The 26,191-nt window shown below is 61.4% G+C and carries 26 protein-coding genes and 1 tRNA gene; 12 read left to right on the top strand and 15 right to left on the bottom strand.

The features are described 5' to 3' along the window. Window positions 1-139: 139 nt before the first annotated feature. From EK416_RS11270 to EK416_RS11260, 3 genes are all read right to left on the bottom strand, one after another. Window positions 140-700 (bottom strand): hypothetical protein, encoded by a 561-nt coding sequence (locus EK416_RS11270; protein WP_127077589.1) that lies wholly within the window; start codon window positions 698-700, stop codon window positions 140-142. Between the two features lie 122 nt (window positions 701-822). Next, window positions 823-1,614 carry an RNA methyltransferase gene (locus tag EK416_RS11265; RefSeq protein WP_127077588.1) on the bottom strand — a complete coding sequence of 264 codons (792 nt, stop codon included), beginning with the start codon at window positions 1,612-1,614 and terminating at the stop codon, window positions 823-825. A 122-nt stretch (window positions 1,615-1,736) separates the two neighbouring features. Next, window positions 1,737-2,240: a TspO/MBR family protein gene (locus EK416_RS11260; protein ID WP_127077587.1), complete on the bottom strand. Its 504-nt coding sequence runs from the start codon at window positions 2,238-2,240 to the stop codon at window positions 1,737-1,739. Window positions 2,241-2,582: 342 nt separating this feature from the next. On the opposite strand from EK416_RS11260, the gene EK416_RS11255 reads away from it, so the two are divergent. Continuing rightward, on the top strand, window positions 2,583-3,125 hold the full coding sequence (locus EK416_RS11255) for an adenine phosphoribosyltransferase (RefSeq protein ID WP_127077586.1): 543 nt from the start codon (window positions 2,583-2,585) through the stop codon (window positions 3,123-3,125). A 109-nt stretch (window positions 3,126-3,234) separates the two neighbouring features. Here the strand turns inward: EK416_RS11255 and EK416_RS11250 are convergent, their stop codons facing one another. The 6 genes from EK416_RS11250 to EK416_RS11225 all read right to left on the bottom strand — a co-directional run bounded on the left by EK416_RS11250 (window position 3,235) and on the right by EK416_RS11225 (window position 9,159). Next, entirely contained in the window at window positions 3,235-3,933 is a 699-nt protein-coding gene (locus EK416_RS11250; RefSeq protein ID WP_127077585.1) for a Crp/Fnr family transcriptional regulator, read from the bottom strand. Window positions 3,934-4,004: 71 nt separating this feature from the next. Continuing rightward, the gene (locus EK416_RS11245; RefSeq protein ID WP_164729993.1) at window positions 4,005-5,792 is read right to left on the bottom strand and encodes a tetratricopeptide repeat protein; all 1,788 of its coding nucleotides are present in this window, start codon (window positions 5,790-5,792) and stop codon (window positions 4,005-4,007) included. A 227-nt stretch (window positions 5,793-6,019) separates the two neighbouring features. Further along, entirely contained in the window at window positions 6,020-6,505 is a 486-nt protein-coding gene (locus tag EK416_RS11240; RefSeq protein WP_127077583.1) for a hypothetical protein, read from the bottom strand. Beyond that, the gene (locus EK416_RS11235) at window positions 6,502-6,822 is read right to left on the bottom strand and encodes a hypothetical protein (RefSeq protein WP_127077582.1); all 321 of its coding nucleotides are present in this window, start codon (window positions 6,820-6,822) and stop codon (window positions 6,502-6,504) included. The genes EK416_RS11240 and EK416_RS11235 overlap by 4 nt, the downstream gene beginning before the upstream one ends. Before the next feature lie 172 nt (window positions 6,823-6,994). Further along, window positions 6,995-8,440 (bottom strand): ATP-binding protein, encoded by a 1,446-nt coding sequence (locus tag EK416_RS11230; protein ID WP_127077581.1) that lies wholly within the window; start codon window positions 8,438-8,440, stop codon window positions 6,995-6,997. Further along, window positions 8,440-9,159, bottom strand: coding sequence for a response regulator (locus tag EK416_RS11225; protein WP_127077580.1), 720 nt, complete (start codon window positions 9,157-9,159; stop codon window positions 8,440-8,442). The genes EK416_RS11230 and EK416_RS11225 overlap by 1 nt, the downstream gene beginning before the upstream one ends. Window positions 9,160-9,626: 467 nt before the next feature. Between EK416_RS11225 and rimK the strand changes: the two genes are divergently transcribed. Then, window positions 9,627-11,009: a 30S ribosomal protein S6--L-glutamate ligase gene (gene rimK, locus EK416_RS11220; RefSeq protein WP_127077579.1), complete on the top strand. Its 1,383-nt coding sequence runs from the start codon at window positions 9,627-9,629 to the stop codon at window positions 11,007-11,009. A 104-nt stretch (window positions 11,010-11,113) separates the two neighbouring features. Here the strand turns inward: rimK and EK416_RS11215 are convergent, their stop codons facing one another. Beyond that, window positions 11,114-11,848: a uracil-DNA glycosylase family protein gene (locus EK416_RS11215; RefSeq protein WP_127077578.1), complete on the bottom strand. Its 735-nt coding sequence runs from the start codon at window positions 11,846-11,848 to the stop codon at window positions 11,114-11,116. Window positions 11,849-12,069: 221 nt separating this feature from the next. Here EK416_RS11215 and EK416_RS11210 point away from each other — a divergent pair, with 221 nt between their 5' ends. Continuing rightward, complete coding sequence (locus EK416_RS11210) at window positions 12,070-13,191, top strand: site-specific DNA-methyltransferase (protein WP_127077577.1); 1,122 nt, start codon at window positions 12,070-12,072, stop codon at window positions 13,189-13,191. A gap of 181 nt (window positions 13,192-13,372) precedes the next feature. Here EK416_RS11210 and EK416_RS11205 read toward each other — a convergent pair whose 3' ends face one another. Together EK416_RS11205 and acnA are read right to left on the bottom strand one after the other, a co-directional pair. Next, window positions 13,373-13,627, bottom strand: a complete 255-nt coding sequence (locus EK416_RS11205; protein ID WP_127077576.1) for a hypothetical protein — start codon at window positions 13,625-13,627, stop codon at window positions 13,373-13,375. A gap of 326 nt (window positions 13,628-13,953) precedes the next feature. Then, complete coding sequence (gene acnA, locus EK416_RS11200) at window positions 13,954-16,704, bottom strand: aconitate hydratase AcnA (protein WP_127077575.1); 2,751 nt, start codon at window positions 16,702-16,704, stop codon at window positions 13,954-13,956. Window positions 16,705-16,800: 96 nt separating this feature from the next. Here acnA and ccmA point away from each other — a divergent pair, with 96 nt between their 5' ends. The 5 genes from ccmA to EK416_RS11175 are packed head-to-tail and all read left to right on the top strand — an operon-like array spanning window position 16,801 to window position 19,737. Beyond that, on the top strand, window positions 16,801-17,484 hold the full coding sequence (gene ccmA, locus EK416_RS11195) for a heme ABC exporter ATP-binding protein CcmA (RefSeq protein WP_245434029.1): 684 nt from the start codon (window positions 16,801-16,803) through the stop codon (window positions 17,482-17,484). Continuing rightward, a complete protein-coding gene (ccmB, locus tag EK416_RS11190; protein WP_127077574.1) occupies window positions 17,481-18,140 on the top strand; it encodes a heme exporter protein CcmB in 660 nt (219 codons plus the stop codon). Before ccmA ends, ccmB begins: the two co-directional genes overlap by 4 nt. Window positions 18,141-18,174: 34 nt before the next feature. After that, complete coding sequence (locus EK416_RS11185; protein ID WP_127077573.1) at window positions 18,175-18,972, top strand: heme ABC transporter permease; 798 nt, start codon at window positions 18,175-18,177, stop codon at window positions 18,970-18,972. Continuing rightward, entirely contained in the window at window positions 18,965-19,144 is a 180-nt protein-coding gene (ccmD, locus tag EK416_RS11180) for a heme exporter protein CcmD (RefSeq protein WP_127077572.1), read from the top strand. The genes EK416_RS11185 and ccmD overlap by 8 nt, the downstream gene beginning before the upstream one ends. Next, window positions 19,141-19,737, top strand: coding sequence for a DsbE family thiol:disulfide interchange protein (locus EK416_RS11175; protein ID WP_127077571.1), 597 nt, complete (start codon window positions 19,141-19,143; stop codon window positions 19,735-19,737). Before ccmD ends, EK416_RS11175 begins: the two co-directional genes overlap by 4 nt. Window positions 19,738-19,795: 58 nt before the next feature. Here the strand turns inward: EK416_RS11175 and EK416_RS11170 are convergent, their stop codons facing one another. Together EK416_RS11170 and EK416_RS11165 are read right to left on the bottom strand one after the other, a co-directional pair. Beyond that, window positions 19,796-20,797 (bottom strand): WlaTC/HtrL family glycosyltransferase, encoded by a 1,002-nt coding sequence (locus EK416_RS11170; RefSeq protein ID WP_127077570.1) that lies wholly within the window; start codon window positions 20,795-20,797, stop codon window positions 19,796-19,798. Continuing rightward, window positions 20,767-22,299 (bottom strand): acyl-CoA carboxylase subunit beta, encoded by a 1,533-nt coding sequence (locus EK416_RS11165; protein WP_127077569.1) that lies wholly within the window; start codon window positions 22,297-22,299, stop codon window positions 20,767-20,769. The genes EK416_RS11170 and EK416_RS11165 overlap by 31 nt, the downstream gene beginning before the upstream one ends. 163 nt (window positions 22,300-22,462) lie before the next feature. Between EK416_RS11165 and EK416_RS11160 the strand changes: the two genes are divergently transcribed. The 3 genes from EK416_RS11160 to ahpD all read left to right on the top strand — a co-directional run bounded on the left by EK416_RS11160 (window position 22,463) and on the right by ahpD (window position 24,069). After that, window positions 22,463-22,546, top strand: a tRNA-Leu gene (locus tag EK416_RS11160). A 328-nt stretch (window positions 22,547-22,874) separates the two neighbouring features. Further along, the gene (locus tag EK416_RS11155; RefSeq protein WP_127077568.1) at window positions 22,875-23,429 is read left to right on the top strand and encodes a peroxiredoxin; all 555 of its coding nucleotides are present in this window, start codon (window positions 22,875-22,877) and stop codon (window positions 23,427-23,429) included. 106 nt (window positions 23,430-23,535) lie between these two features. Continuing rightward, window positions 23,536-24,069, top strand: coding sequence for an alkylhydroperoxidase, AhpD family (gene ahpD, locus EK416_RS11150; RefSeq protein ID WP_127077567.1), 534 nt, complete (start codon window positions 23,536-23,538; stop codon window positions 24,067-24,069). 71 nt (window positions 24,070-24,140) lie between these two features. Here ahpD and EK416_RS11145 read toward each other — a convergent pair whose 3' ends face one another. Further along, window positions 24,141-24,491 (bottom strand): hypothetical protein, encoded by a 351-nt coding sequence (locus tag EK416_RS11145; RefSeq protein ID WP_127077566.1) that lies wholly within the window; start codon window positions 24,489-24,491, stop codon window positions 24,141-24,143. 717 nt (window positions 24,492-25,208) lie between these two features. On the opposite strand from EK416_RS11145, the gene EK416_RS11140 reads away from it, so the two are divergent. Further along, window positions 25,209-26,162, top strand: coding sequence for an outer membrane protein (locus EK416_RS11140; protein WP_127077565.1), 954 nt, complete (start codon window positions 25,209-25,211; stop codon window positions 26,160-26,162). Window positions 26,163-26,191 lie beyond the last annotated feature (29 nt).

Raw genomic sequence — 26,191 nt, 5'->3', positions numbered from 1 at the left:
GCACCGAAGGCAAAATGCAAGCCCGAGCTGTGTCGCGCCAGCGCCCTGTCGCCACGGCGAAGCGTATTCTGCCGTCGATGGCCAGCGTTACGCCTGTCGAGCGAAGCCGTCCCCGGCTCAGCTCGACCGTGTCAGCGGATCAGGATTTCCCGAGAACGAGCTTCTCATTCGCCGCGACGGCGGATGAAATATCCTGCTTTTCTTTTTCGTTGCAATTGACGGTGTTCGCGGGGGGCATCGGCGCGGTGGCCGGATCGCCCCGCTTGGCAGCCTCTTCCTGATCGACGACTTCCACCTTGCCGACGAGAAGCTGCACCGTGAAAAGGTGAAGCGTGTTGATGTACTGAAGTTGGCTCGAAGACCACTTGCCGGTCTTCTTTTCGCGCAGAAGCAGGGCATCGCGGTTTGCGATGACCAGTTCCTGAAGGTCGCATTTCTGGGCTCTGGCGCTGAGATAGGCGGCGCGGATGACTTCGCGCGCATCGGCGTCGGGGATGACGATCTTCGACGGATCGGATTTGTCGATCACGGTCACCGATTTGTCCGGCTGCATGATCTTGTTCGGCAGCGACTGCCAGGCGAGCGCCTTCAGCGTCTTGAGTGTCTTGTCGCTGATCTCGCCCTTTGCCGTCTGCGTCTGCGCGACCGCAATCGGCGTGGCAAGCAATGTGGCAGCGAAGATGATCGATCGCAAAATCATGCTGGCCCCGAATCCCCTGATTGACTGAACACCTGCGCCTTGCCACCGGCATTCGGCGCGTCAAACCCCGCTTCATGGCAACGGGAGAAACGCGGCAACACTATGGCCTCATTGCAGGCCGGTCACGCCTTGTTGGAGCCCTGCCACGGTCCGCGGCGGAGGATCGCGACGATGCCGCGAAGCGTCCGCACCTCCTGCTCCGTCGGCGCCATTCTGGCGAACATCGTGCGAATGTTGTTGACCATGGTTTCGCGCTTTTCGGGCGGGAAGAGAAAGCCGCAATGGTCGAGTTCGCCTTCGAGGTGTTCGTAGAAGCCGATGAGTTCACCGCGCTCGGCCGGGCGGCTTGCCTTGAAGCGGTGGCCAGCGCCGAGCGGTGCGTCCGGCAGCGTCCGGCCGAGCGAATGCGGGTTCACAAGTTTGCGCCACTCATAGGCGAAGAGAAGCACAGACTGCGCGAGGTTGAGCGAGGCGAAAGCAGGATCGACCGGCGCCGTCATGATCGCGTCGGCGATGGCGACGTCCGGGTTTTCGAGCCCTGTCCGCTCCTTGCCGAAGAGAACGCCGCAACGGAGGTCGGCGGCCTGCCGCTCCGCGATTTCGCTGACGGCGGTGTCGGGGGCCAGCACCGGCTTGGCGAGGAAGCGGCTTCGTGCCGTTGTGGCCACGATATAGTGCAGATCCGCCACAGCGGCGGCGAGATCTGGATAAAGCTGCGCCCCATCGACGATTTCCACCGCCAGCGCCGCCGAGGCTCGCGCCGCTTCGTTCGGCCATCCGTCGCGCGGCGCCACAAGGCGAAGCTCCCGCAGTCCGAAATTCGCCATCGCGCGTGCAGCCGCACCGATGTTTTCGCCGAGCTGCGGCTCAACAAGGATGATCGCGGGAGCGTATGACGCTGGGGCCGATGTCATGGAAGTGTTCCTGTTCGCGGGACTCCGAACAGGTTTACAGCGTTTTCAAGCGAAAAGGATACCGCCCGCGCGAAGAAACGCCGTTGGCGGGGGGCTATGAAGCATCCCCGCCGGAAGAGGCGCTAGCTATGAAGCGCGTGCGACGCGTCGGCCTTCGAGCCGAAGGGTGCGTTCAATTGCACGATCTTCCAGTTCAGGAAGGCGGCGAAGGCAACCCAAAGCAGATAAGGCACGAGGAGCCATGACGCCGTGGGAGAGATGTCGCGCAGGCCGATTACGAGCGCCAGGATGGAGAGCCAGAGGAAAGGAACTTCGGCCAAGGCCCAATCCGGCCGCTTGGCCGCGAAGAACAGCGGACTCCAGATCACGTAAAAGAAGATGTTGATCGCGAACAGCACCGCGACGCGTGTTTGCTCTGCGCTATCGGCTGCCGCCGTCCATGCAAAGACACCCGCCGCGCCTGCCAACGACAATATGATGGTCCACGCCGGGCCGAACGCCCAGTTCGGCGGATTCCACGACGGCTTTTTGAGGTTGCGATACCACTCGCCGGGGCGGCTCGCGATGCCGCCCAGAATGAAAACCACCAGAACGATGGCCACGGTTACGATGATCGTTAACGTCATGTCGATCCTGCCTGTTTCCCCGTAAGCGCGCGCACCGTGTTCAGCGCCTGGGCTTCTCCGCGCGAGCGGTCTTTCTTGCCGAACCGGAAGCGGCGGCGGCTGCCGCGAGAGCGGCGAGAACGAGAAGCGACGACGAGACGATAATGACGTAAGACATCTTCCGGCACCCTTCATGACTTCGGCAAAGGCAGAACGCCCCGGACGATGACCTGTTCCGCCCCTTGCCGGGGCGCGTCAAAACGGTCGTCCGAAAGCCATTGAAGATATGGGGCTGCATCTGCTAAACGCCAAGGATGCGCCTGCAAAACGGGCGGCGTTGCCTGTTGCGGAAGAGGGATTCGCATGAGCCTTGACACTCTCGATCTGAAATCGCTGGTTCGTACGATCCCCGACTATCCGAAGCCCGGCATCATGTTCCGGGATATCACGACACTCATCGGTCATGCTGACGGCTTTCGGGCAGCGATCAGACGGATTGCCGCTCCTTTCGAGGGCGAAAAGATCGACGCGGTGGCGGGCATCGAAGCGCGCGGCTTCATCGTTGGCGGCGCCGTCGCGGACCGTCTTGGCTGCGGCTTCATACCGATCCGCAAGAAGGGCAAGCTGCCTTGGCGCGCGGTCGGGCAGGATTATCAGCTCGAATACGGCACCGACATCATCGAGATGCATGAGGATGCCGTGAAGCCGGGCGAGCGCGTTCTGATCGTCGATGACCTGATCGCCACGGGCGGCACAGCGGAAGCGGCGGTGAAGCTCATCAGGCGCGTGGGCGGCGAGGTCGCGGGAGCGGCTTTCGTTATCGATCTGCCGGAACTCGGCGGCGTTGCGAAGCTTGCGGCGCACGCCGTTCGCTCACACGCGTTGATCGCGTTCGACGGGCATTGATCGGCCTGCGTCAAGGCAACGCGATTTGACGCAGTAAGCTGATCGACACCTGACATGGATAGCGCCGCGTCCCGTTGGGGCAGACGGCTTTGCCCGATACCGGTGCGCGCTATTCCCCGCGCGCATCGCGGTGAAGCGCGCGCAGTCTCGCGACATCGAGTATCCGCAAGTCAGCCCCTTCGCGGCGCGCGATGCCCATATCCTGAATGCGGCTCAGCACACGGGAAACCGCCTCGCGATGAGTGCTGATGTGCGCCGCAAAATCGGCGAGCAATGGCGCGGGAGAAATGAGCGCCTGACCGTTCTTTTCGCCCGCGAGCAGCGCGAGGCGGAGCAGTTCCGCATGAACGCGCGCTTGAACGCTCAGGGTGCTGAATTCGAAGATCCTGTCCGAAAGCGAGCGGACTTTTCTCGCGAGTTTCTTCATGATGAGAAGAGAAAACTGCGGGTGCGTCTCAACCAACCTCTGGAACTGATCCTTGGAGAGGATTGCGAGCGTGCAGTCGCTGCAAGCCTCGATGGTAACTGAACGCGGCTCGCCGTCGAGCGCCGACAACTCACCGAACATTTCGTCCACGCCGATACTGGCGAACAGGACCGGCTTTCCCTCCGCCGCCGAGTAGAGAAGGGCGCGGAGTTTTCCCTTGGTTACGAAGTAGACGTCTCGTGAGCGTTCGTTCGCCATCACGATCTGCTTGCCAGCCGCAACGGAATGCCAGGTGCAGCTGTGCGCGACGTCGCGAATGACCGTGTCGGGGAGGTCGCGCAGGATTTCGCATCGCCTGAGACTGGTCATTCTATGGGGCAAGCGACGCGCTCCTTTGCCTGAAATGGTTCGCCAAACGAGCACCCTCAGCTTCAAGAGGCATGCCCGCTTCGCTAATCGATCTTCTCCCGGCCGCGATCATGAGCATAGCACCCCGCAAGCCTAAGCCCTTCTATAAGGAACGCATTCCAGCTTCTATCTTTAAAGGGAAGCCTTTCAACCTCGCGCTGAAAGAACGCGGGCGGCCACTTCTCCATTTCGGCGCCGGCTTTCGCCGTATCGCCGCTTCGCGCAAGGGTTGCGATCTGGACGATCCTGGCCAGGCGGTATCGATTCCGAAGATGGAGCGCGCGCTCGGCATGGTCGGCTGCCGCCGCCCATTCTCCAATCAGATGATAGGCGAGTGCCGTTTCACCGAGAAAGTGAAAGGTCAGCGGGTCGCACGGACTGAGACGCATCGCTCGCTGCAAATGAGCGATCGCCATCGCCGGCGCGCCCGCCATAGTGCAACAGCTTCCAAGGCCGCAATGGGCCGCGGCGAAGCTCGGATTGAGTTCGATTGCGCGCTGGAAATAGATGCGCGCATGCTGCGGCGCATTCGCTGCCAGTTTCACGAGGGCAATGACGAAGTAGACGCGCGCATCCTGCGGATCGATAAGGCACGCCTTGCGCGCGAGGTCCTCGGTTTCTCGCAGGAGCCCCGGTTCCCTCCGATCCATCCAGATCTGCGCGAAATGGCAGGTGGCGAGCTGGATCAGCGCCTCGCTCGAACCGGGATCGCGGTCGAGGGCCGCCTTGAAGTATTCGGCCGCGATGTCCAGGTGGCTCTTGTTCAGCTTCTTGAGATGCCATGTGCCTCTGCGCACGAGTTCCCATGCGTCCAGCTGTTCCTTTTTCTTGACGCTGAGGCGGGCGAACTCCGCGCGTTCGAGTTCCACCTCAAGGGCGCTTACGGCGGCTGTCGTAAAGTCGTCCTGCGCGGCGGCGAGCGACGTGGCGTCGAAAGAGAATGTCCGTCCCCAGAGATTGTGACAGTTGCTTGCATCGATCAGATTGACCGTCACGCGAAGTTCGGTTCCGCAATGCTTGAGGCGACCTGCCACCAGATAGCGTGAACCGAGCGCCTGCCCGATTTCGCAGGGGCTCCGCTTGGCATTCTGGAACCGCAAGCTTGACCATTGGGAGAGGATGGGAAGCCAGCGCAGCCGCGACAGACCGTTGACGAGAGAGTCCGCCAAGGCCTCACTGCCGGTTTCATCAGCCGCCACATACCCTTGGACCTCGAAAGGCAGAACGGCGAGCGCGGGCTTCAAATCTCGGTCTTGCGTCGACTGGATCGCCGTGCCGGGCGAAACTTCGTCCTTTGTCGGGCCGAGATTGGCGGAGAATGCAAAAACCGGCCCGAGGATGTTCTTCAGATGGCAGGGTCCGAGCGGTTTGAATGCGACATTGATCTTCTCTTCCACGGCGCGGACAACGGCTTCCGAGAGCATAAGATGCCCCGGCGCGCAGATTTGCTGCAACCGCGCAGCAATGTTCACTTCGTCGCCGAAGAGGCCTGAGGAATCGACGATGACATCGCCCATGTGAAGGCCGATCCGAAAGCGGATCCGATTTTCCTCGGGCAACGGGAGATTACGCCGCGCGATGGCATGCTGCGTTTCGATCGCGGCTCGCACCGCATCGAGGGGGGTCGAAAATTCGGCCATCCAGGAGTCGCCGGCAACGCCGAACATGCGCCCCCTGTTCGAGCGGATGACATGTTCGGTTATCTCGCGATAGGTCAGGAAACGCGACAGCGTAATTTCGTCGTCTGCTCCCATGTGACGGCAATAGTCGGCCACGTCCGTAGCCATGATCGTGACGATGCGCCGTTCAAATTGCCAAGCACGCTTGTTCACCACTTTCATTTTAGGTACCGGGGCGAAGCGCTTATGCCATTTTCTTAAGAGTGACAGCCTATGTCAACATTGTGCGGCATAAAAGAAAACTTTATAAGAAGTTTAGCCATTGCCCCACATCGGGAGGCGACGCACCACCTTTAGATTGCACGTTGATTATGATAATTGACAGCACTAGCGTCAATGTCGTCGATAAGCTAACAGTATGCAGTCGCAAGCGTGCGACCCTAGGTAGCGCCATCGTTCCCCCCGGCCGAAGCGGTTTGCAGTCGCTGGACGGCCGCAGTTTCGACAGCGTGTTTCAGCCTCGCTTCAAGGCAGCCGCCAGCGTCGTCCTCTATGGCAACGGATTCAAGGTCGACCGATGCGGACCGAGCCGCTAGCCTGAGGTGAAAATACGCGCGTACTCCCGCGTGGCGAAACCTCATGGGCAACAGGATTTCCGGTGGCGCTGACCACGAGAGCAGCGCTTGTCCGAGTTCACAAAGCTCGATCGTTCCAGGTTTGAAATAAAGCTCGGCTGAGGAGTGAATGAGGCTCCTCAGGTTGGCAATCTGACCAATGCGGATGAAAGCAGCGAAGTCGAGCACGTCGACAAGACGGAGTTCCGAGGCGAAGCCGCCGAGCGCGGCTCCCAGAACCCGCTCCAGTGTTGCGAAGTCCACTTCCAGTTCCGGGGCGCTTTCCACGAAGAACGCACCCTCCGCTGTCATTGGACTCTGCTCCCGGAAAAAAAACGCGAGGCGAGCTGGGTCTTCGCGCGCGAGAAACGGCGGCGCTCCACCTCTTCGAGAATGACAGTCTTGACTTCCGCCGCATCGTGGCGTTCGCCGACGCCCGCCGGAACTTCGTCGGCGACGGTAATCCAGATCCTGCGGAATTCCGACAAGGCCTCGTGGCGGTGGTGCGAGGGCAACTCCGTGCCATTTGTAGCGTCGAACAAGTCGACTGCGTCTGCCAGTTTGCGCGCGGTCGAAACATCCTGCGAGGTCGGTTCCTCGCAGATGAAAGAATAGGCAAACTGGTACATCACATCCTCTTGGTGGCAGAACTGCAAGCGCGTCGCTTATCGCACGCGATGCTTATGCCAAGCGTGAGGCGTGAGTTGCCCTCGCGCGGCGTTTGCAGCGTCAAGTGGCCCCGTGACGCCGGATCTGTCACGACGCCTTTGTTCGCGAGACAGACGGGCTCGCCTCGAAGCGTCAAACCCCCGCGGGCTCAAGCGCAGCCGTCGAGGATTTTCCTATGACCGAGGCGCCCGGCAGGGCGATGGTTACGCGAAGCCCCCCCTCCGCCCGGTTCTTCAGGATGACGTCGCCGCCGTGAAAACGCACGATGCCGCGCGCGATCGCAAGGCCGAGCCCCATTCCGCCGGTGTCGGCATTTCTCGAATTTTCGAGGCGTACGAAAGGCGAGAAGACCTTTTCCATGTCGCCCTCGGGGATGCCGGGCCCATCGTCCTCGACCACGATCAAAGCTTCGTTGCCCGCGAGTTGCGTTGTGACGCGCGCATGGGTGCCATAGGCCACCGCGTTCACCACGATATTGCGAAGCGCGCGTTTCAGGGCGAAGGCGCGACAATGCAGGCTGAAGCTCGGTGTGTCGCTGCATTCGACCGGTGCGCCCATATCCGCGAGGTCGGCACATACCGACGAAACGAGCGCGCCGACATCGACGAGCCGCGATTCTTCCAGTTCTTCCAGTTCGCCGCCCTTGGCGTAAGCGAGCGCGGCTTCCGTCATCTGGAACATCTCGGCCAGCGTCTGGAGAATCTTTCGGCGCATTTCGTCGTCTTCGATGAACTCCGCGCGAAGCCGCAAGCTCGTGATCGGCGTCCGAAGATCGTGGCTGAGCGCCGCCAGCATCTTCGTCCGGTCCTGCATGAAGGTGCAAAGCCTGTCCTGCATGTCGTTGAAGGCGCGGATCGTCTCCACAACCTCCATGGGGCCTTTTTCTTCGAGCTTTGCTGTGTATTCGCGTCTGCCGAGCGCCGTGGCCGCGTCAGCCAGTTCCTTCAGCGGGCGCACGACGCGGATCATGATGAACATGATACCGAAGGCGCCGATCGCCGCCATGATGACGAACTGAACGAAGAGGGTCGGCGCGTGCGTCGGCGCGCCGCGAGGCCGGACGGCGACATTCAGCCACGCGCCGTTTTTGAGCGGCACCGAAATGTGCGCATAAACGGGGTAGTCGGATGCGCTCTTCGGGTCGGATGCACCGCGCAGCCGCTCATAGGCCCTGTGAAAACCGCGAGCGAGCGTTTCCAGGCGAAACTCCGCGCGGAAGGGATCGTAATAGGCAACGACGACATTGTTTGCCCGGCTGCCGAATACCTCGCGTGCGCCCTCGGGCTCGTCCATCGCATTGTCGGCTGTTTTTCTGGCAATGGCCTCATCGTCGATGGAGAACTGAAGGACGGGCGAACTTGCTGCCGCGAAGATGGTGTCGTGATATTGCGACGGCGTCGTATCGACGATATTCGCCACGGTTTCGACGCGCGTAAAAATGCCGTTGAGCCAATCCTTCATCATGCGGGACTGCTGATCACGGATGATGACGATATAGCCGACGGCCTGCGCTAGGATCAGCCCGGCGATGGTGAGAACGACGAGCTGGCCCTTCAGGCTTTTGGGGAAAATCTGCATTACACGCGCTCGACCGTGCCGACGAATTTGTATCCGCCGCCCCAGATGGTCTGGATGATCTTCGGATCTTTCGGATCCTCCTCGATCTTGCGACGAAGGCGGCTCACCTGATTGTCTATGCTGCGGTCGAACAGGTTGGCCGCGCGCCCGCGCGTGATGTCGAGAAGCTGGTCGCGCGTCAGCACCACGTTGGGACGATGCAGGAACGCCGCGAGAAGCAGATGTTCGCCGTAGGATAGCGGCGTCACCATCTGGTTGCCGTCGATGAGTTCGCGCCGGTCGGCGTCGAAGACGAATTGCCCGAACTTGATCCTTTCGCCGGGCGGCGTGTCGCGGCTCGGCGGCATGCTTTGCGCGCGGCGGATCACGGCCCGGATGCGGGCCAGGAGTTCGCGCGGATTGAAGGGCTTCGTCACGTAATCGTCGGCGCCGAGTTCGAGACCGATGATGCGATCGGTATCTTCGGCCACGGCGGTCAGGAAGATGATCGGAGCGCTGTTGCTGTCGCGAATATCGCGGCACAGCGAAAGCCCGTCTTCGCCCGGCATCATGATGTCGAGCACGAGCAGGTCGAATGCGCCCGCTTTCAAATGGCGCCGCGCTTCCGCCGCATCGGCCGCCACCGTCACACGCATGCCATGCTTGACGAGGAATTTCGCGAGGAGGTCGCGGATGTCCTTGTGATCGTCGACGACGAGAATATGAGTGGATGTGTCCATTGGCTTCTCCCTCTGGCGTGGATCAAAGCGCCCGCGAGCGAAGTCGCTGTCACGCGCCGGGCCGGTGTCGCGCGCTGTGGCTGAGCCCCTTGTCGAACCTGATTTTGTCAAAGTTGCGCAAAAGACACGATTTGGCTAACCCTAGCCGTAAAAAAGCGCGCCAATGGACAATTCCGGCAAATCGCGACACAATTTTCAGAGAGCCCGCAGGCCATTTTGCAGGGTGGGCCACTTGGGCGCGCGCGGTGACACGGTCTGGAAGGAAAAGCGGCTTTTCCCTTTTTGTCATAAAACCGCAGCCTGATTTCCTTAGCATGCAAGGCAGAAACGATTCGCGGAACAAGTGACGAGCACGCAGCGTTAGTCCGAGCGCTCCCCCTCCCCCTGTCGAAAGACGGTGCAGCGGCAGGCGCAAGTCGTTGATATAACCTACGACAGCAACCGATTCTGAAACCGGAGAAGGTTCGATGGAGCCGTTCGTTTTAGGCTGGCGCGAATGGGTTGCGCTTCCCGAATTGGGGCTGCCTGCGGTGAAGGCCAAGATCGACACGGGCGCGCGCACTTCGGCGCTGCACGCCTTTTCGATTGAAACCTTCGGTCCGATCGATGCGCCCCGCGTCCGCTTCGGCGTCCATCCCGCCGACTACAGCGACGACATCGAAGTGTGGTGCACGGCGAAAATCGTCGACCGGCGCATGGTGCGAAGCTCCAACGGTCAGGCCGAAAACCGTTTCATCATCGAAACGCCGATCAGGATCGGCGACCGCGAATGGCCCATCGAGATTTCGCTCTCGAACCGCTACACCATGGCGCACCGCATGCTTCTCGGCCGCACGGCTCTCGAAGGCGCATCCGCCACCATCCTGCCATGGTCGGAATTTCGTCAGGCGCAGCTCTCCTATGACGTCTATGGCGAGCAGGCGGGCAAGCCGAAGAAACGCTCGCTTCGCATCGCGCTCCTCACCATGGAGCCCGGCAATTTCTCGAACCGCCGCCTCATCGAGGAAACCGAGAAGCGCGATCACGTCATCGAGCCGATCAACACGCTGCGCTGCTACATGAACATCAAGTCCATCGCGAGCGCGGTGCATTACGAAGGCAAGACGCTCCCCGATTACGACTTCGTCATCCCGCGCATCGGTGCGTCGATCACCGCCTATGGCACCGCCGTCGTGCGCCAGTTCGAGATGACGGGCGCCTGCGTGCTGAATTCCGCGCAGTCCATCGTGCAGAGCCGCGACAAGCTTTTCGCCCATCAGCTTCTCGCGATGCACAAGCTGCCGATGCCCGACACGGCGTTTGCCAGCTCGCACCACGACACCGACGACCTCATCAAGATGGTGGGCGGCGCCCCGCTCGTGATCAAGCTCCTGCAATCGACGCAAGGCAAGGGCGTGGTGCTCGCCGAAAACCGCAAATCCGCCGTGTCGCTGATCGATGCGCTGCGCAGCGCCGAGACGAGCTTCCTCGTGCAGCAATTCGTTTCCGAGGCGGCGGGGCAGGATCTGCGCTGCATCGTGCTCGACGGCAAGGTGATCGCGGCGATGGTGCGGCGCGCGGCGGGCGACGAGTTCCGCGCGAACCTGCACAAGGGCGGGCTCGCCTTCGAGGCGAAGCTCACGGCGGAGGAGCGCAAGCTTGCGATCAAGGCCGCGCATCGGCTCGGGCTGAAATTCGCGGGCGTGGACATCCTGCGCTCGTCCAAAGGGCCGCTGCTGCTGGAGGTGAATTCCTCGCCCGGCCTCGAAGGCATCGAGCGCACCACCGGCGTCGATGTGGCCGGCCTCGTGCTCGATTATATCGAGCAGAGGAGCTTCGGCACGCGCTCGCGCATGAAGAAGGCAGCTTAGGGGGCAAAGTTCTGAGTTGCGTCGATAGCAGCTGCTCAACATCATGAACTAAAGTTCGCAGCGCGCGTACCAATCTGAATTTATCTGAAAGGGTTCAGACTGGGCTAATTCCGCAAAGCCTCTCTAAGTGTCTCTAATTGGGAGGGTTCCAAGCAATCTCTAAAAGTGCGTGGGCCGCGAAAATTCGGATGAGGCAAGAAAACTAGATATCTATTACCTAGTCCAACTTCAACTGGACCAGCCATGCGCGCGTTGGCGGGCATTTTGAACTCTTGCTTAAGGGTCTGACCCGCTATATTTCCCAGCACCACTATAATTTTTGCTCCAGAAGCCTCGGATAATACAGGCCTTAAGTAGCGTTTCACGCACTCGCTCAGAACCTGAGCAACCCCTACTTCATTTCGTGACTTGCAATGGACTACTTCTGTGAGAGCATAATCTTTGCCAGGCATAGGGGCTTTTTCGAGCAACTCTCTCGCGCGAGCCTTCACCGCTGCCCAGAATCTAACTGTAGTCCTTGAACCATCATTGTTTAGGCAGCGGATGCCATCCTCAATCCACTGTTGACGTCCGCCAAATCTATTGCTGAAATAGTCTTCTATTTGATCGTCAGGCCAATCCCAAACTGGATATTTTGAGTTATTATCAATGGAGGGATTCGAACTAAGGAACAGAATCGGCGCTTTAGTTATGTCTCCGCTCCAAGGTTCCGGTATCTGGTGTGCACTGAACTCAACTTGCTGAGTGGTTAATATTTCGTAGCATTTATTGGAAATCAAGTGATCATCATACCATGATTCGACAAGTGGACAGCGGGCGATCTTAAGTAGTAAATCCATCGGGCCACCACGGCATTTGGCTTCAGCTTCATCAAGGTTTTACCGCTGGGTCAAAGCTTAAGCAACTAGTCTATTGCGAGCTCCAACGAACTGATGAGGCGCTTACGCATGCCATTCGTACAGAATTACACACGCCCACATTTCCCCCATCTCGTTAACCCTTTTTGCGTCGGATTCTGCTAAATTCCCACCTGTTCCGGTATCCGTTGCAGTGGTGAGTCATGCGTTCTTGTGTTGTATCCGGCGGGGCGGCGCCCCTTGCCGCGGAAGGTATTCTTCAGGGCGATTGCCTCGACATCCTGCGGCGCATGCCGTCCGCCTCGGTCGACCTCGTCTTCGCCGATCCCCCCTATAATCTCCAGCTTGGCGGCGAATTGCTCCGCCCCAACAACACGCGCGTCGACGGCGTGGACCACGCGTGGGACCGCTTCGCCGATTTCGCCACCTATGACCGTTTCAGCCGCGCCTGGCTCTCGGAGTGCCGCCGCGTGCTCAAGCCGAACGGCGCGCTGTGGGTGATCGGCACCTATCACAACATCTTCCGGCTCGGCACGGCGCTGCAGGATCTCGGCTTCTGGATGATGAACGATGTCATCTGGCTGAAGACGAACCCGATGCCGAACTTCAAGGGCACGCGCTTCACCAACGCGCATGAGACGCTGATCTGGGCGGCGCGCGACGAGAAGGCGCGGCCGACGTTCAATTACGACTCGATGAAGGCGTTCAACGACGACCTGCAAATGCGCTCGGACTGGCTCATCCCGATCTGCTCCGGCCCGGAGCGGCTGCGCGACGACGGCGGCCGCAAGGCGCATCCGACGCAGAAGCCCGAGGCGCTGCTTGCCCGCGTGCTGATGGCGACGACGAAGCCCGGCGATCTCGTGCTCGATCCGTTCTTCGGCACGGGCACCACGGGCGCCGTGGCGAAGCTGCTGCGGCGCCGCTTCATCGGCATCGAGCGCGACCCGGATTATGTGGCGGCGGCCAGCGCCCGTATCGCGGCCATCGAGCCGTGCGACGAGAAGGCCGCCGCGCTCATCACCTCGAAGCGCGCCGAGCCGCGCGTGCCCTTCGGCATGGTGCTGGAACGCGGCATGCTGCGGCCGGGCGATGTGCTGTTCGATGCGAAGGCGGAAATCCGCGCGCAGGTGATGGCGGACGCGTCGCTGATGTGGAACGGCACGCGCGGTTCCATTCATGCGGTCGGCGCGAAGGCGCAGGGGCGCGGCGCGTGCAACGGCTGGACCTTCTGGCATTTCGAGAAGCCGAGGGACGGGCTCGCGCCCATCGATCTCTTGCGCCTCGAAGTCCGCAAGACCATGGGCATGCGCGCGGCGGCGTGAGCGGCGGCATACGGACTCTGACCGAGGCCGCCCGATCCTTGGGGCGAACTTTGTCGGTCTGCGTGAAATCGGCCCCGATTGGACAGGACGATTGTCGCACGGAACCCGGACCATCGGGCCCGCGTCATACGAACAAAAAAGGCCGGGTCGCGCGCCCGGCCAGTCCGCATGGATGGAAGCGTTATTCCGCCGCGCGAAGCGCCTGCTTCTCGACCTCGCCCGCGTGGCGCACGGCGACGCCCGTAAACGCGCCGCAATGGCCGCAGGAGATGTAGCGCTGCACGCCGCGATCGTGGCCGAAGCCGTATTCGACATCGCGCACGCTGAGCGAGGTCGAGCCGCAGCACGGGCAGGCGACGCTGGAGGCGGACTGTCGGCCGAGGCTGTTCGCGGTCTCGACCCATTGATCGAAGGGGGCTTTCGTGCTCTGCGCCATGGCGCTCACTCCCGGTTCTTCCGTTTCTTGGCGGCGGCTTTTTCCGAAAATGCTTCGCCTGCACCCGCGAATTTCTAAAGCTGCGGGCAACGGGCGAGCTTATGTTCTTTGATATATGACAAGTGTTGCAGCGGGATTTCGGAGGCGCAAGCGTTTCTTTGTCGCTTTCCCGCACTTTGGTAACGCGCTCGAAATACTTGGTTTTTTTGCCGCGATCGGGGACGGCTTTCGAGCCGTGAACGGATGATTGCGCACAATCCTGCCGCGATTGCACGAAAAAGTCCCGCGCGCTGCGGGACTTGTCTCGAAAACGTGATCCGACTCGGTCAGGCCGCCGCAAGCCTGCGCAGGACATAGGGCAGGATGCCGCCCGCGCGGAAGTAGGCGAGTTCATCGACCGTATCGATGCGGCACAGGAGCGGGACGTTCTTCAGCGAGCCGTCCGCGAAGGCGATTTCCGCCGTCATGCGCCTTCGCGGTGAAAGATCGCCGAGTCCGTGGATCGTCACCGTTTCCGAACCCGTCAGCCCGAGCGCCTGCCACGACATGCCATCCTCGAACACGAGCGGCAGCACGCCCATGCCGACGAGGTTCGAGCGATGGATGCGCTCGAAACTTTGCGCGATGACGGCGCGAACGCCGAGAAGCCGCGTGCCCTTCGCCGCCCAGTCGCGGCTGGAGCCCGTGCCGTATTCGCGACCCGCGAAGACCACGAGCGGCACGCCGTCCGCCTTGTACGCCATCGCCGCGTCGTAGATCGACATGCGCCCGCCGTCCGGCTGGTGCAGCGCCACGCCGCCTTCCACGCCCGGCACCATCTGGTTCTTGATGCGGATGTTGGCGAAGGTGCCGCGCATCATCACCTCGTGGTTGCCGCGCCTGGAGCCGTAGGAATTGAAGTCGCGGGGTTCGACGCCGCGCTCGATGAGGTAGCGGCCAGCGGGGCTCGTGCGCGCGATGGACCCGGCCGGGCTGATGTGGTCGGTGGTGATCGAGTCGAGGAACAGCGCCAGAACGCGCGCGTTTTCGATGTCGGCGACGGGGGGCGGCGCGTCGCCGGTCAGGTGCTCGAAATAGGGCGGGTTGCGCACATAGGTCGAGGCGTCGTCCCAGTCGTAAGTCTTGCCGGTCTGGTTGCCGCCGACGGCCTGCCAGCGCTCGTCCCCCTTGAAGACGTGAGCGTAGCGCGTCTTGAACAACTCGGGCGTGATGGACGTACGCACGATCTCCGCGATTTCCGCCGATGTCGGCCAGATGTCCGCGAGGAACACCGGCTTGCCACCGGTGTCGGTGCCGAGGGGATCGGTGGTGAGGTCGATCTTCATCGAGCCCGCAAGCGCATAGGCGACGACGAGCGGCGGCGATGCGAGGTAGTTCGCGCGCACGTCGGGATTCACGCGGCCCTCGAAATTGCGGTTGCCGGAGAGAACGGCGGCGGCAATGAGATCCTTTTCCGCGATGGCCTTCGAGATCGGCTCCGGCAGCGGCCCGGAATTGCCGATGCAGGTGGTACAGCCATAGCCGACAAGGCCGAAGCCGAGGGCGTCGAGATCGGCCTGCAGGCCGGATATGGTGAGATAATCCGTTACGACCTGACTGCCCGGCGCGAGCGACGTCTTCACCCACGGCTTCGGCTTGAGGCCCTTTTCGCGCGCCTTCCTTGCGAGAAGGCCCGCCGCGACGAGAACGCTCGGGTTCGAGGTGTTGGTGCAGGAGGTGATGGCGGCGATGACCACGTGGCCGTCCGCCATCGAGAAGTCCGCTCCTTCTACCGCGACGGCGCGCTCGACGGGGCCGCCGTTCGGCGCGCCTTCCGAGACCATCTCCGCCGCCTCGCTGCCGGGTTTCGGTGCGCGCATCTCGGCGACCGTATCGAAGAAGCCCGCCGCAGCCTGGCCTAGCGCGACGCGATCCTGCGGGCGGCGCGGTCCGGCAAGGCTCGGCTCCACAGTTGCGAGATCGAGTTCGAGCACATCGGTGAAGACGGGATCGGGCGTCGACGTCTCACGCCACAGTCCCTGCTCTTGGGCGTAAGCCTCGACGAGCGCCACGCGGTGCGGATCGCGGCCCGTCGCGTGAAGATAGGCGAGCGTGTCCTTGTCGGTCGGGAAGAAGCCGCAGGTCGCGCCATATTCGGGCGCCATGTTCGCCATGGTCGCGCGGTCCTCGACCGAGAGCGTATCGAGGCCGTGGCCGAAATATTCCACGAACTTGCCGACGACGCCCTTCTTGCGCAGGATCTGCGTCACGGTCAGCACGAGGTCGGTCGCGGTCACGCCCTCGTTGAGCTTGCCGGTGAAGCGGAAGCCGATCACCTCCGGGATCAGCATCGAAATCGGCTGGCCGAGCATGGCCGCTTCCGCCTCGATCCCGCCGACACCCCAGCCGAGCACGGAAAGCGCGTTGATCATGGTCGTGTGGCTGTCGGTGCCGACGAGGGTGTCGGGGAAGGCTTGGGCAACGCCGTCAACGTCCTTCGTCCACACGGTTTGCCCCAGATATTCGAGGTTCACCTGATGGCAGATGCCGGTGCCGGGGGGAACAACGCGGAAATTGTCGAACGCCAGCGCGCCCCAGCGCAGGAACTCGTAGCGCTCGCGGTTGCGCTCATATTCGAGGTCGACATTGACCTCGAAGGCGCGGGCATTGCCGAAGCTGTCCACCATCACCGAATGGTCGATGACAAGATCGACGGGCACGAGCGGGTTGATCCTGGCGGTATTGCCGGAAAGCTTCGCCATCGCGTCGCGCATGGCCGCGAGGTCGACGACGGCGGGCACGCCGGTGAAGTCCTGCATAAGCACGCGCGCCGGACGAAACGCGATTTCGCGCGTCGAACGGCGTTCGGCGAGCCATTGGGCTACCGCGCGGATGTCGTCGGCCGTCACCGTCTGCCCATCCTCGAAGCGGAGCAGGTTCTCAAGCAGCACCTTCAGCGAGAACGGAAGCTTCGAGGCGCCGGAAAGGCCGTTCGCCTCCGCGTCGTGGAGCGAGAAAATTTCATACGGCTTTCCATCGACAGTGAGCGTTTTCCGGCTGCGGAAGCTGTCGAGGGAGCGCGGAGTTAAGGAAGCCACAGCGATTCTCCATCTGTGCGAAAATGCTTCTTGTGGGCATGCGGCAGAGTACCATAAAGAGAGGCTCGGCCTCCCTTCGACACGAGATTTTCATTTGTGAGTATTACCCCGCTCACCCGTTCTGGTTCCGCTTCTGCTCGCGCGACGCCGGTTTCGAGCCTCGCAGCGGAGAAGCTTGCCTGTCAGCGCGGCGGGCGGATCGTGGTGCCAGCGCTGTCGTTCAAGGTTGAGGCCGGGCACGCGCTGATCCTTCGCGGACCGAACGGGGCGGGCAAGACGACACTCCTTCGCACCATCGCGGGCTATCTCCCGGCTGATTCCGGCCGCATCGTCGTGACCGACGACAAGGGCGAGGGGACCGGCGAAGGGCATTTCCATTACATCGGCCACACGAACGGCATCAAGCCGCGCCTCACGGTCATCGAAAATGTGAGCTTCTGGCAGCGGTTCTATTCGGGCGCGGACGACACGGAGGCTGCCGAGAACGCGCTCGACGCATTCGGCCTTCTCGACCTTGCGGAGTATCGCGCAGGCCATCTCTCTCAAGGGCAGGCGCGGCGCCTCGGCCTCGCGCGGCTGCTTGCGGCGAAGCGCTCGGTCTGGCTTCTCGACGAGCCTTCCGTCTCGCTCGACGCGGCCTCCACGCGGCGGCTGGAAACGGCCATTCGCGACCATCTCGCGCAAGGCGGCATCGCGCTCGTCTCGACGCATCTCGATCTTGCGCTGGGCGATGCGGCGACCGTTCTCGAACTGAAGCCCGGGCGGGCATTCGCGGCATGAAAGCCTTCCTCGCGCTCCTTACCCGCGATCTGACACTCGCTCTGCGCCAAGGCTCCGCCATCGGGACCGCTCTCGGCTTCTATCTCATCGCGGTGTCGATCATTCCGCTGGGCCTCGGCCCGGACCTCGCGCTCTTGTCTCGCATCGCGCCGGGCATCCTCTGGATCTCATTTCTGCTTTCGGCCGTGCTGTCGGTCGACGCGCTGTTTCAGGAAGACCGCGACGACGGCTCGCTCGACGCGCTTGCCATCGGCCCGCTGCCGTCAGAACTCATCGCCGCCTCGAAAAGCCTTGCGCACTGGCTGACCACCTGCGTGCCGCTCATCGTGGTGACGCCGCTCGCGGGGCTGCTTCTCAACATGGAACTCGACGCGGTGCCGAAGCTGCTTGCCACGCTGGCGGTCGGCACGCTCGGCATCAGCTTCGTCGCGGGGGCGGGGGCTGCCCTGACGCTTGGGCTACGGCGCGGCGCGTTGCTGCTGCCGCTCTTGATCCTGCCGCTTTTCGCTCCTTTCCTCATCTTCGGCGTCGGTGCGTTGTCCGGCGCGCCGGGGGCTTTCTCGCAAAGCATCCTGCTGCTCGGGGCGCTTTCGCTGTTTTCGGTGGCGGCGATGCCATTTGCCGCTGCCCTTGCCCTTCGCCTGAGTTTGGAGTGAGTTATATAAGATACAAAGTGGGGACGAGACGCTTATGGCAGACCTGACGAACACCGAAACGATACGGCCGGGGTGGTTTTCTACGCTCGCCAATCCGACAACCTTCATGCGGCTGTCGGGAAAGGTGCTGCCATGGCTCACGATCGCGACGCTTTTGCTGTTCGCCGTGGGCCTTACCGGCGCGTTCCTCGCCCCGCCCGACTACCAGCAGGGCGAGACGGTTCGCATCATGTTCATCCATGTGCCGTCCGCGTGGCTCGCCATGATGTGTTACACCATCATCGCCATCTCGTCGGCGGGCTACCTCATCTGGCGGCACCCGCTGGCTGACGTGTCGGCCAAGGCGGCGGCGCCCATCGGCGCGACGTTCACGCTGCTCGCGCTCGTCACCGGTTCGCTCTGGGGCAAGCCGATGTGGGGCGCCTACTGGGTGTGGGACGCGCGGCTGACGAGCGTGCTGATCCTGTTTTTCCTCTATCTCGGCCTTATCGCGCTTCGGCAGGCCATCGACGAGCCGGGAAGGGCGGGGCGCGCCGCCGCGATCCTTGCGCTGATCGGCGCAGTGAATATCCCGATCATCAAATATTCGGTGAACTGGTGGAATACGCTGCACCAGCCCGCGAGCGTGATCCGCGCCGACGGACCGACGATCCACTCTTCGCTTCTTTGGCCGCTCCTCGTGATGGCGATAGCGTTCACGCTCCTGTTCGTGGTGCTGCATCTCAAGGCGATGCGCGCCGAAATCCTGCGTCGGCGCTGCGACGCGCTGATTGCGCGGCATGTGCGCGGCGATGCGGCGCGCGCCGGGACTGAGGAGGCTGCCAATGCTTGATCTCGGACCTCATGCGGCTTTCATCTGGATATCCTACGGCGCGGCGGCGTTCTGCGTCATTGCGCTTGCATTATGGGCATGGGGCGACGAGCGCGGACAAACGAAGCGCCTCGCCGATCTCGAACGGCGCGGGCTCAAGCGGCGCTCGGGCCAGGGACAGGGAAATTCATGACCGACACGGAAAACCCGACAAAGCCGCGCCGCCTCGTGCTGCCTGTTGTCATCGTTGTAGCGGTTCTTTCGCTGCTTTATTACCAGCTCCGCACCGGCGACCCGCAAAGCCTGCCATCCGTGCTGATAGGCAAGCCGGTACCGGATTTCCAGCTCGCGGCGCTTCCCGGGGCGCCGAGCCCCACCGGATTGCCCGTGCCCGGCTTCTCGTCCGACGATCTCAAGAAGGGGCGCGTTTCGCTGATCAATGTGTGGGCGTCGTGGTGCGCACCGTGTCAGGTCGAGCATCCGTTGATCACGGACCTCGCGAGGCAGGGCATACCGGTGTACGGCATCAACTACAAGGGCGACACGCCCGAGGGGGCGAAACGTTTTCTGGCGCGTCTCGGCAACCCGTATAAGGCTATCGGCGTGGATGACACCGGACGGGTGTCCATCGATTTCGGCGTGTATGGCGTGCCCGAAACGTTCGTGATCGACGGCGCTGGCCGCATCGCGTACCGCCACGCCGGGCCGCTCACTGAAGAAGTCATCGCGCAGAAACTCAAGCCCGCGATGGAGAAAGCCGCGAAGGCTGCGCCGCCGCAGTCATAAGGGCTGGCGCCGGGCTTGAGGCGAGCATATCTCGCCCTCCCATCCACATATCAGCGGTTCATTTGCTCGAAAGCGAATCAACCTGGAGGGGCGCGCTTCTTTCGCGGAGATGGAGGCGTTCCAGAAGTCTCCTTCTGTAACGCTTCGATGCCCGTTTGAGCGCGATGCGTTGCCAGCCTAGCTTGAAAAGGAGCGAGCCTAGAGGGTCGTGGCGAAGAATGAATTCGGACGGGATTCCCGATACGGTGCGGTGCAGTTCAAAGAGCTGGCGATGCCGGCAGACCATGATGGTCATGATGTTTTCTTCGGTGCCCATCAGCCCTTCGGCAAGCGTTGCGCGCAAAATCTCATCGTAGAGCGGGACCGTTCTTTCGATGCTCGCCGCATCGCCGCCGAAAACGGCCGCGCGCACAGCATGGTCCAGAGGTTCGCCAGCCCATTCGTCGAATTTGCCTTTCTCGAAACCGTGAAGTTCTTCGGCATCGCGGCGAATAGGAAAAAGGACGAAGAACATCCTGTTCTGCATATAGGAGGGAAGGCTGCTCCTGAAGTTCCCCTCGAAATATCTCGTCGAGAAGCGCTTGAAATGCCCGGCAATGCCGCCGTCGACCCACATGAAATGATCGGAACCGAAGGGATTCAGCCTCGCGACATCACGCAGCCAGTAAATTTTCTGGGACACGAGCGGCATATAGAGATCGAGCGTTGCCTGCGGCGCCTTTATCACGCCTGGCCGCATGGAGAACTTCTCACGAAGTCTTTCGCGGGCCGCGACAATTGCCGGATAAGTCTCCGTTTCGCGCAGGCGATTCAGATCAGTGGATATGAAATAGGTAGGCGCGTGCTTACGCGCCTCAGCAATGGGTCGAAGTTCCTCGTCTCCGAAAACCACCATCGGATAATCGATTGAAAGAAGCTTTTTGAAATTCTCGACGTAATAGGAAAACGGCCTTCGAAAACTTTTATTGAGAGAGTCCCGGCCTATGTCGAATAGGCCGGTAACGATGGTGACTTGGCTCATAAAGTCCCTCAGAGCGGGATGTTGTCGTGCTTCTTCCACGGCAGTTCCTGCTGCTTGTGACGCAGCATGTTGAGCGCGCGCGCCAGACGGTAGCGCGTGTTGAACGGCATGATGACATCGTCGATATAGCCGCGCTCGGCCGCGATGAACGGGTTCTCGAAGCGCTCCTTGTACTCGGCGATGCGGGCCGCGATCTTGTCCTTGTCGCCGAGTTCCGCGCGATAGAGGATTTCGGCCGCGCCCTTCGAGCCCATCACCGCGATCTCGGCGGTAGGCCACGCATAGTTCACGTCGCCGCCGATATGCTTCGAGCTCATCACGTCGTAAGCGCCGCCATAGGCCTTGCGCGTGATGACGGTGATCTTCGGCACGGTCGCCTCTGCATAGGCGAAGAGCAGTTTCGCGCCGTGCTTGATGAGCCCGCCATATTCCTGCGCGGTGCCCGGCAGGAAGCCCGGCACGTCGACGAATGTGATGAGCGGGATGTTGAAGCAGTCGCAGAAGCGCACGAAGCGCGCGGCCTTGCGGCTGGCGTCACTGTCGAGCACGCCCGCGAGCACGATCGGCTGGTTCGCCACGATGCCGACGGGGTAGCCGCCGAGACGCGCGAAGCCCGTGATGATATTGCGCGCGAAGGTCTCCTGAATCTCGAAGAAGTCGCCCTCGTCGGCGATCTTCGTGATGAGTTCCTTCATGTCGTAAGGCTTCGTCGCGTCCGGGGGGACGAGCGTCGCCAGCGAAGGCTCCTGACGGCGGATGTCGTCATGCGTCGGCAGATGCGGAACGGCGGCCTTGTTGTTCTGCGGCAGGAAGTCCATGAGCCGCCGCATCTGGAGCAGGCATTCCACGTCGTTGTCGAAGGCGCGGTCGGCGATGGAAGAGCGCGTCGTGTGCACGCTGGCGCCGCCAAGTTCCTCGGCCGTGACTTCCTCGTTCGTGACGGTCTTCACCACGTCCGGGCCGGTCACGAAGAGATACGACGTATCGCGGACCATGAAGATGAAGTCGGTCATGGCGGGCGAATACACGTCGCCGCCGGCGCAGGGGCCCATGATGACGGAAATCTGCGGGATCACGCCCGAAGCCTGCACGTTCCGCTGGAACACTTCGCCATAGCCGCCGAGTGCAGCCACGCCTTCCTGAATGCGTGCGCCGCCCGCGTCGAAAAGACCGATGATGGGCGCGCGGTTCTTGAGCGCCATGTCCTGGACCTTGATGATCTTCTGCGCGTGCGCTTCTGAAAGCGATCCGCCGAACACCGTGAAGTCCTTCGCGAACACATAGGTGACGCGGCCGTTGATCGTGCCCCAGCCGGTGACGACGCCGTCGCCGGGGATTTTCGTGGAGTCCATGCCGAAGTCGGTGCAACGGTGCTCCATGAACATGTCGTATTCTTCGAAAGAGCCATCGTCGAGGAGCAACTCGATGCGCTCGCGGGCGGTCAGTTTGCCGCGCTTGTGTTGGGCTTCGATGCGTCTTGCACCACCGCCCTGGCGTGCTACGGCGCGGCGGCGTTCGAGTTCGGCGATGATTTCTTTCATGGTTTTTCCGGTATGCGGGCTGAAAGCATGCTTGAGAATGGCGCACACTAGCGCTGAAGGCGGATCGCCGCAAATTCGTAATTGGAATGTCATGTCGCGGCTTGTGCGGGCGAGAATCTTTTGTTAGACAAGCGGCTCCCCGGCGATTACATGACGGGGTGCTGCGGTCGTGGCGGAACGGTAGACGCGCTAGCTTGAGGTGCTAGTGGGGCAACCCGTGGAAGTTCGAGTCTTCTCGACCGCACCATTTTTCGTTTCCCCCGCCGGGAAGCGGCAAGAAAACCCCCATAATAACAATTCGATCAGCATTCGCCGCGCACCCGACACGGGATGTGCGCGCCTTGAGCGTGCCGATGGGATCGCTATCTCGAGCGCGCGATTGACCGCGCTGGTCGGGTCGCCGTGTTCGCTTGCCCGAGCGAAGCCCCGAAGCCTTGGCAAACGAAACGCTTGGCAGACGGTCATCTCTGCGGTTAAGTCATAGCAGCCATGTTGCACCGCAACGTGAATGCCCCTGGCACGTGGTTTGCGTTAAATCAAATCCGACAGTTAAATAACCGGAAGGGAAACTCGCTATGTTGGGAATTGGCGACAAGCTGCCGTCTTTCGAGGTTACAGGTGTGAAGCCGGGCTTCAATTTTCACGAAGAGAACGGCGTGAGCGCGTTCGAGGCGCTGACCGAAAGCAGCTTCCCGGGCAAGTGGAAAATCATCTTCTTCTACCCGAAGGACTTCACGTTCGTCTGCCCGACGGAGATCGCCGAATTCGCGCGCCTCTCCAGCGAGTTCGCGGACCGCGACGCCATCGTGCTCGGCGGATCGAGCGATAACGAGTTCTGCAAGCTGGCATGGCGCCGCGATCACAAGGATCTGCACAACCTCAATATCTGGCAGTTCGCCGACACGAAGGGGTCGCTGATCGACGGCCTCGGCGTGCGCTCGGATGCGGGCGTCGCCTATCGCTATACGTTCATTGTCGATCCCGACAATGTCATCCAGCACGTTTACGCCAACAACCTCAATGTCGGCCGCAATCCGTCCGACACGCTGCGCGTGCTCGATGCGCTGCAGACCGACGAACTCTGCCCCTGCAATCGCGCCGTCGGCGGGGATACGCTCAAGGCCGCGTAACAGCGACCGTCTTCCGAAATGCAAGGCTCGGGCGTCGCAAACGCGACGGTCCGGGCTTTTGCATGTCAACTTTCCGACAGTTCCAACTTTCCGACAGGACCGCACGATGTCGATCGACGCCATCAAAGACCGCCTCGGCAACTTCGCCAAGGACGTGAAGCTCAATCTCTCGTCCACGCTCAACGACCAGACTCTTTCCGAGCAGACGAAATACGGCCTCCTGCTCGCCTCGGCGATCTCCACGCGCAACCGCGAGGTTGCAGCGGCGTTCGAGGCCGAGGCCGCGAAGCACCTTTCTCCCGCCGCTCTCGAAGCCGCCAAGGCCGCCGCGTCCATCATGGCGATGAACAACGTCTATTATCGCTTCGTGCACCTTGCCTCGAACAAGGAATACGGCACGAAGCCCGCGCGCCTTCGCATGAACGTCATCGCCAATCCGGGCGTGGACAAGAACGACTTCGAACTGTGGTCGCTCGCCGTTTCCGCGATCAACGGCTGCGGCATGTGCATCGACGCGCATGAGAAGGTTCTGCGGGAGGGCGGCGTGTCTTCGGAGACGATCCAGACGGCGGTGCGCTTCGCGGCGATCGTGCAATCCGTCGCCGTCGCGCTCGAAGCGAGCACGCCTGCGCAGGCCTGATGCGAAATGCCGAACGCGCGCGCCTCTGCCTTGGGGCGCGCGCTCTTCTCACGAGATGCGAGCGACGAGCCTCAGCCCCACCTGCCGAAGGCTGGATTGGTTCCCGCGTTTGACGCGGGGTCGCTGCGAGGCGTCGGCTTAGGTGTGCGGTTGCGCGACACGAAGCTTCCGATGATCCCGATCACGAACCGCATCGCGATCGAGATGCCCACCAGTACGATCTGGTTGGGCTGAAGGAAGATATCGACCCACACCATGAAGTTATCCGGGAGATAAAGGGACTGCATCTGGTCGCGCACGTGCTGCGCGCCGGAGAGAAGCTCGCGCATCGTCGTGGGGAAGTGGATCGCCGTATACGTAAACGCGATGAGCGACGCGATCATCGTGAACGTGAAAAGCAAAAGCGATTGCAGCAGCTTCATGATCTGGCCTTTGTTGGCACGCGCGCGCTTGACCGGCGACAGAGATGCATCGCCTTTTTATTAAAATCAGTTTTATGCGGAGCGGAACGATTTTGTGAAGCGTGTCGTTCGTGGGCGGGGGGATTTTCGGCCCATCCGCTGCGGGCGAAGGCTCGGCTCGTAGCTCGCCAACTTGCTTTCTCCTCAATCGTGTCCGGCGGCGGCAATGCTCGCAAGCCCGCGCGCCACGACATCCTGCGCGCGCGTTCGCCTTGCATTTTGATGCCGGGCGCACGCTGACGACCAATCCAACCGTCTCTTCCACCATCACCGCGACGACCGTCGCCGTTCTGCGGATCGTTCTTCTCCGGCAGGTCTGCCGAGAGCGGCGTCCGCCCGCGCGCGCTGCCCGTCGGTCGGGTCGGGAGGTAACCGGCGACGAGAGCTGGTCTGCGAGCTCGCGGGCAATCATGTCCCGCGCGCGTGCATTAGAGAAGGCGACAATCACAAGTAGTATTAATTCCACGGCGTCCAATATTATATTCTCCACCGGCAAGTATTTACCATAATTTGTGACAAAACTGTCACGAACGTTCAAGGCAACTGGCGATACAAGTCAGTTGCTCTGGCAAAAAAATACGTTGCGGCTATTCAATACTATGTGGACGCGGATTCGATCGGCGCATTGATTTTTGAAATGGGCTTGGAACCGCTGGTTGAGTAGATCGGGTGAGAACAATGTCAGCTATTTTCAGATCTGCACGCACTGCGTGTAGTGTTGTTTTCTGTGGAATTCTGGTTTCAGGAAATTCGGTACTTGCCGCCGACCTTTATCGCAGCTTGAAGGATGGACCGGTTTACGAAGCGCCGGCGCTTTGGCAGGGCTTTTACATCGGCGGTCATGCCGGCGCAGGTTGGAGCAAGGCCGACGTCGACGACACCTTCATTTATGTGGGCGATCCGCAATACAAGGGCGGCCTGAACACCACCAGCTTCACGGGCGGCGGGCAACTCGGCTACAACTTCCAGAGCGGAAACTTCGTGTTCGGCGTTGAGGGCGATATTGGCTACCTCAAGGTGGACGCGAGCGAGAACAAGAGTTTCAAGACGGAGAACAAGCCAAGAGCTTGCGTGGGCCAGTACGACGGCGGGAAAACCGAAGTCGTCTATGACCACCGTATGTGCGATGTCGACGCGAGCTATTCCGCTTCCGGCGATCTGTACGGCGACATCACGGGTCGCGTCGGGTACGCTTTTGATCGCACCTTGTTCTATGCCAAAGGCGGCGTTGCGTTCCTGAATGGGAATTTCAAGGCAAACTATGCCGGCCAGAACTGCAATACGTTAGGCAGTGATAGCAACTGTGCTCGAAACGGGGCTCCCTCCAAATTCGATTATGACCACAGCGAGACGCTCGTCGGCTGGACCATTGGGGCGGGAGTTGAATATAAGCTGACTTCGGCATGGTCGCTCAAAGCGGAATATCAACGCTTCGACTTCGGCAGCATTTCCTACAACTACAGCGATTCATATAAAATTCCGCTGGCGCCGGGAAAATCTGCGGATCTTTACAATGGCGGCCATTATACGTCCACCCTCACCGGCAGGACAAAGGTCGACTTCACAGCCGATGCGGTCACTGTCGGCCTGAATTACCATATCGGCGGCGGCGAGTATGTCGGCCTGAAATAGCCGCGCCATCTTCTGAAACGGGGCGCGCG

It is taken from the genome of Rhodomicrobium lacus (assembly GCF_003992725.1).
GTDB classification, from domain to species: Bacteria; Pseudomonadota; Alphaproteobacteria; order Rhizobiales; family Rhodomicrobiaceae; genus Rhodomicrobium; species Rhodomicrobium lacus.
This window is presented reverse-complemented; position numbering and strand designations above follow the sequence as displayed.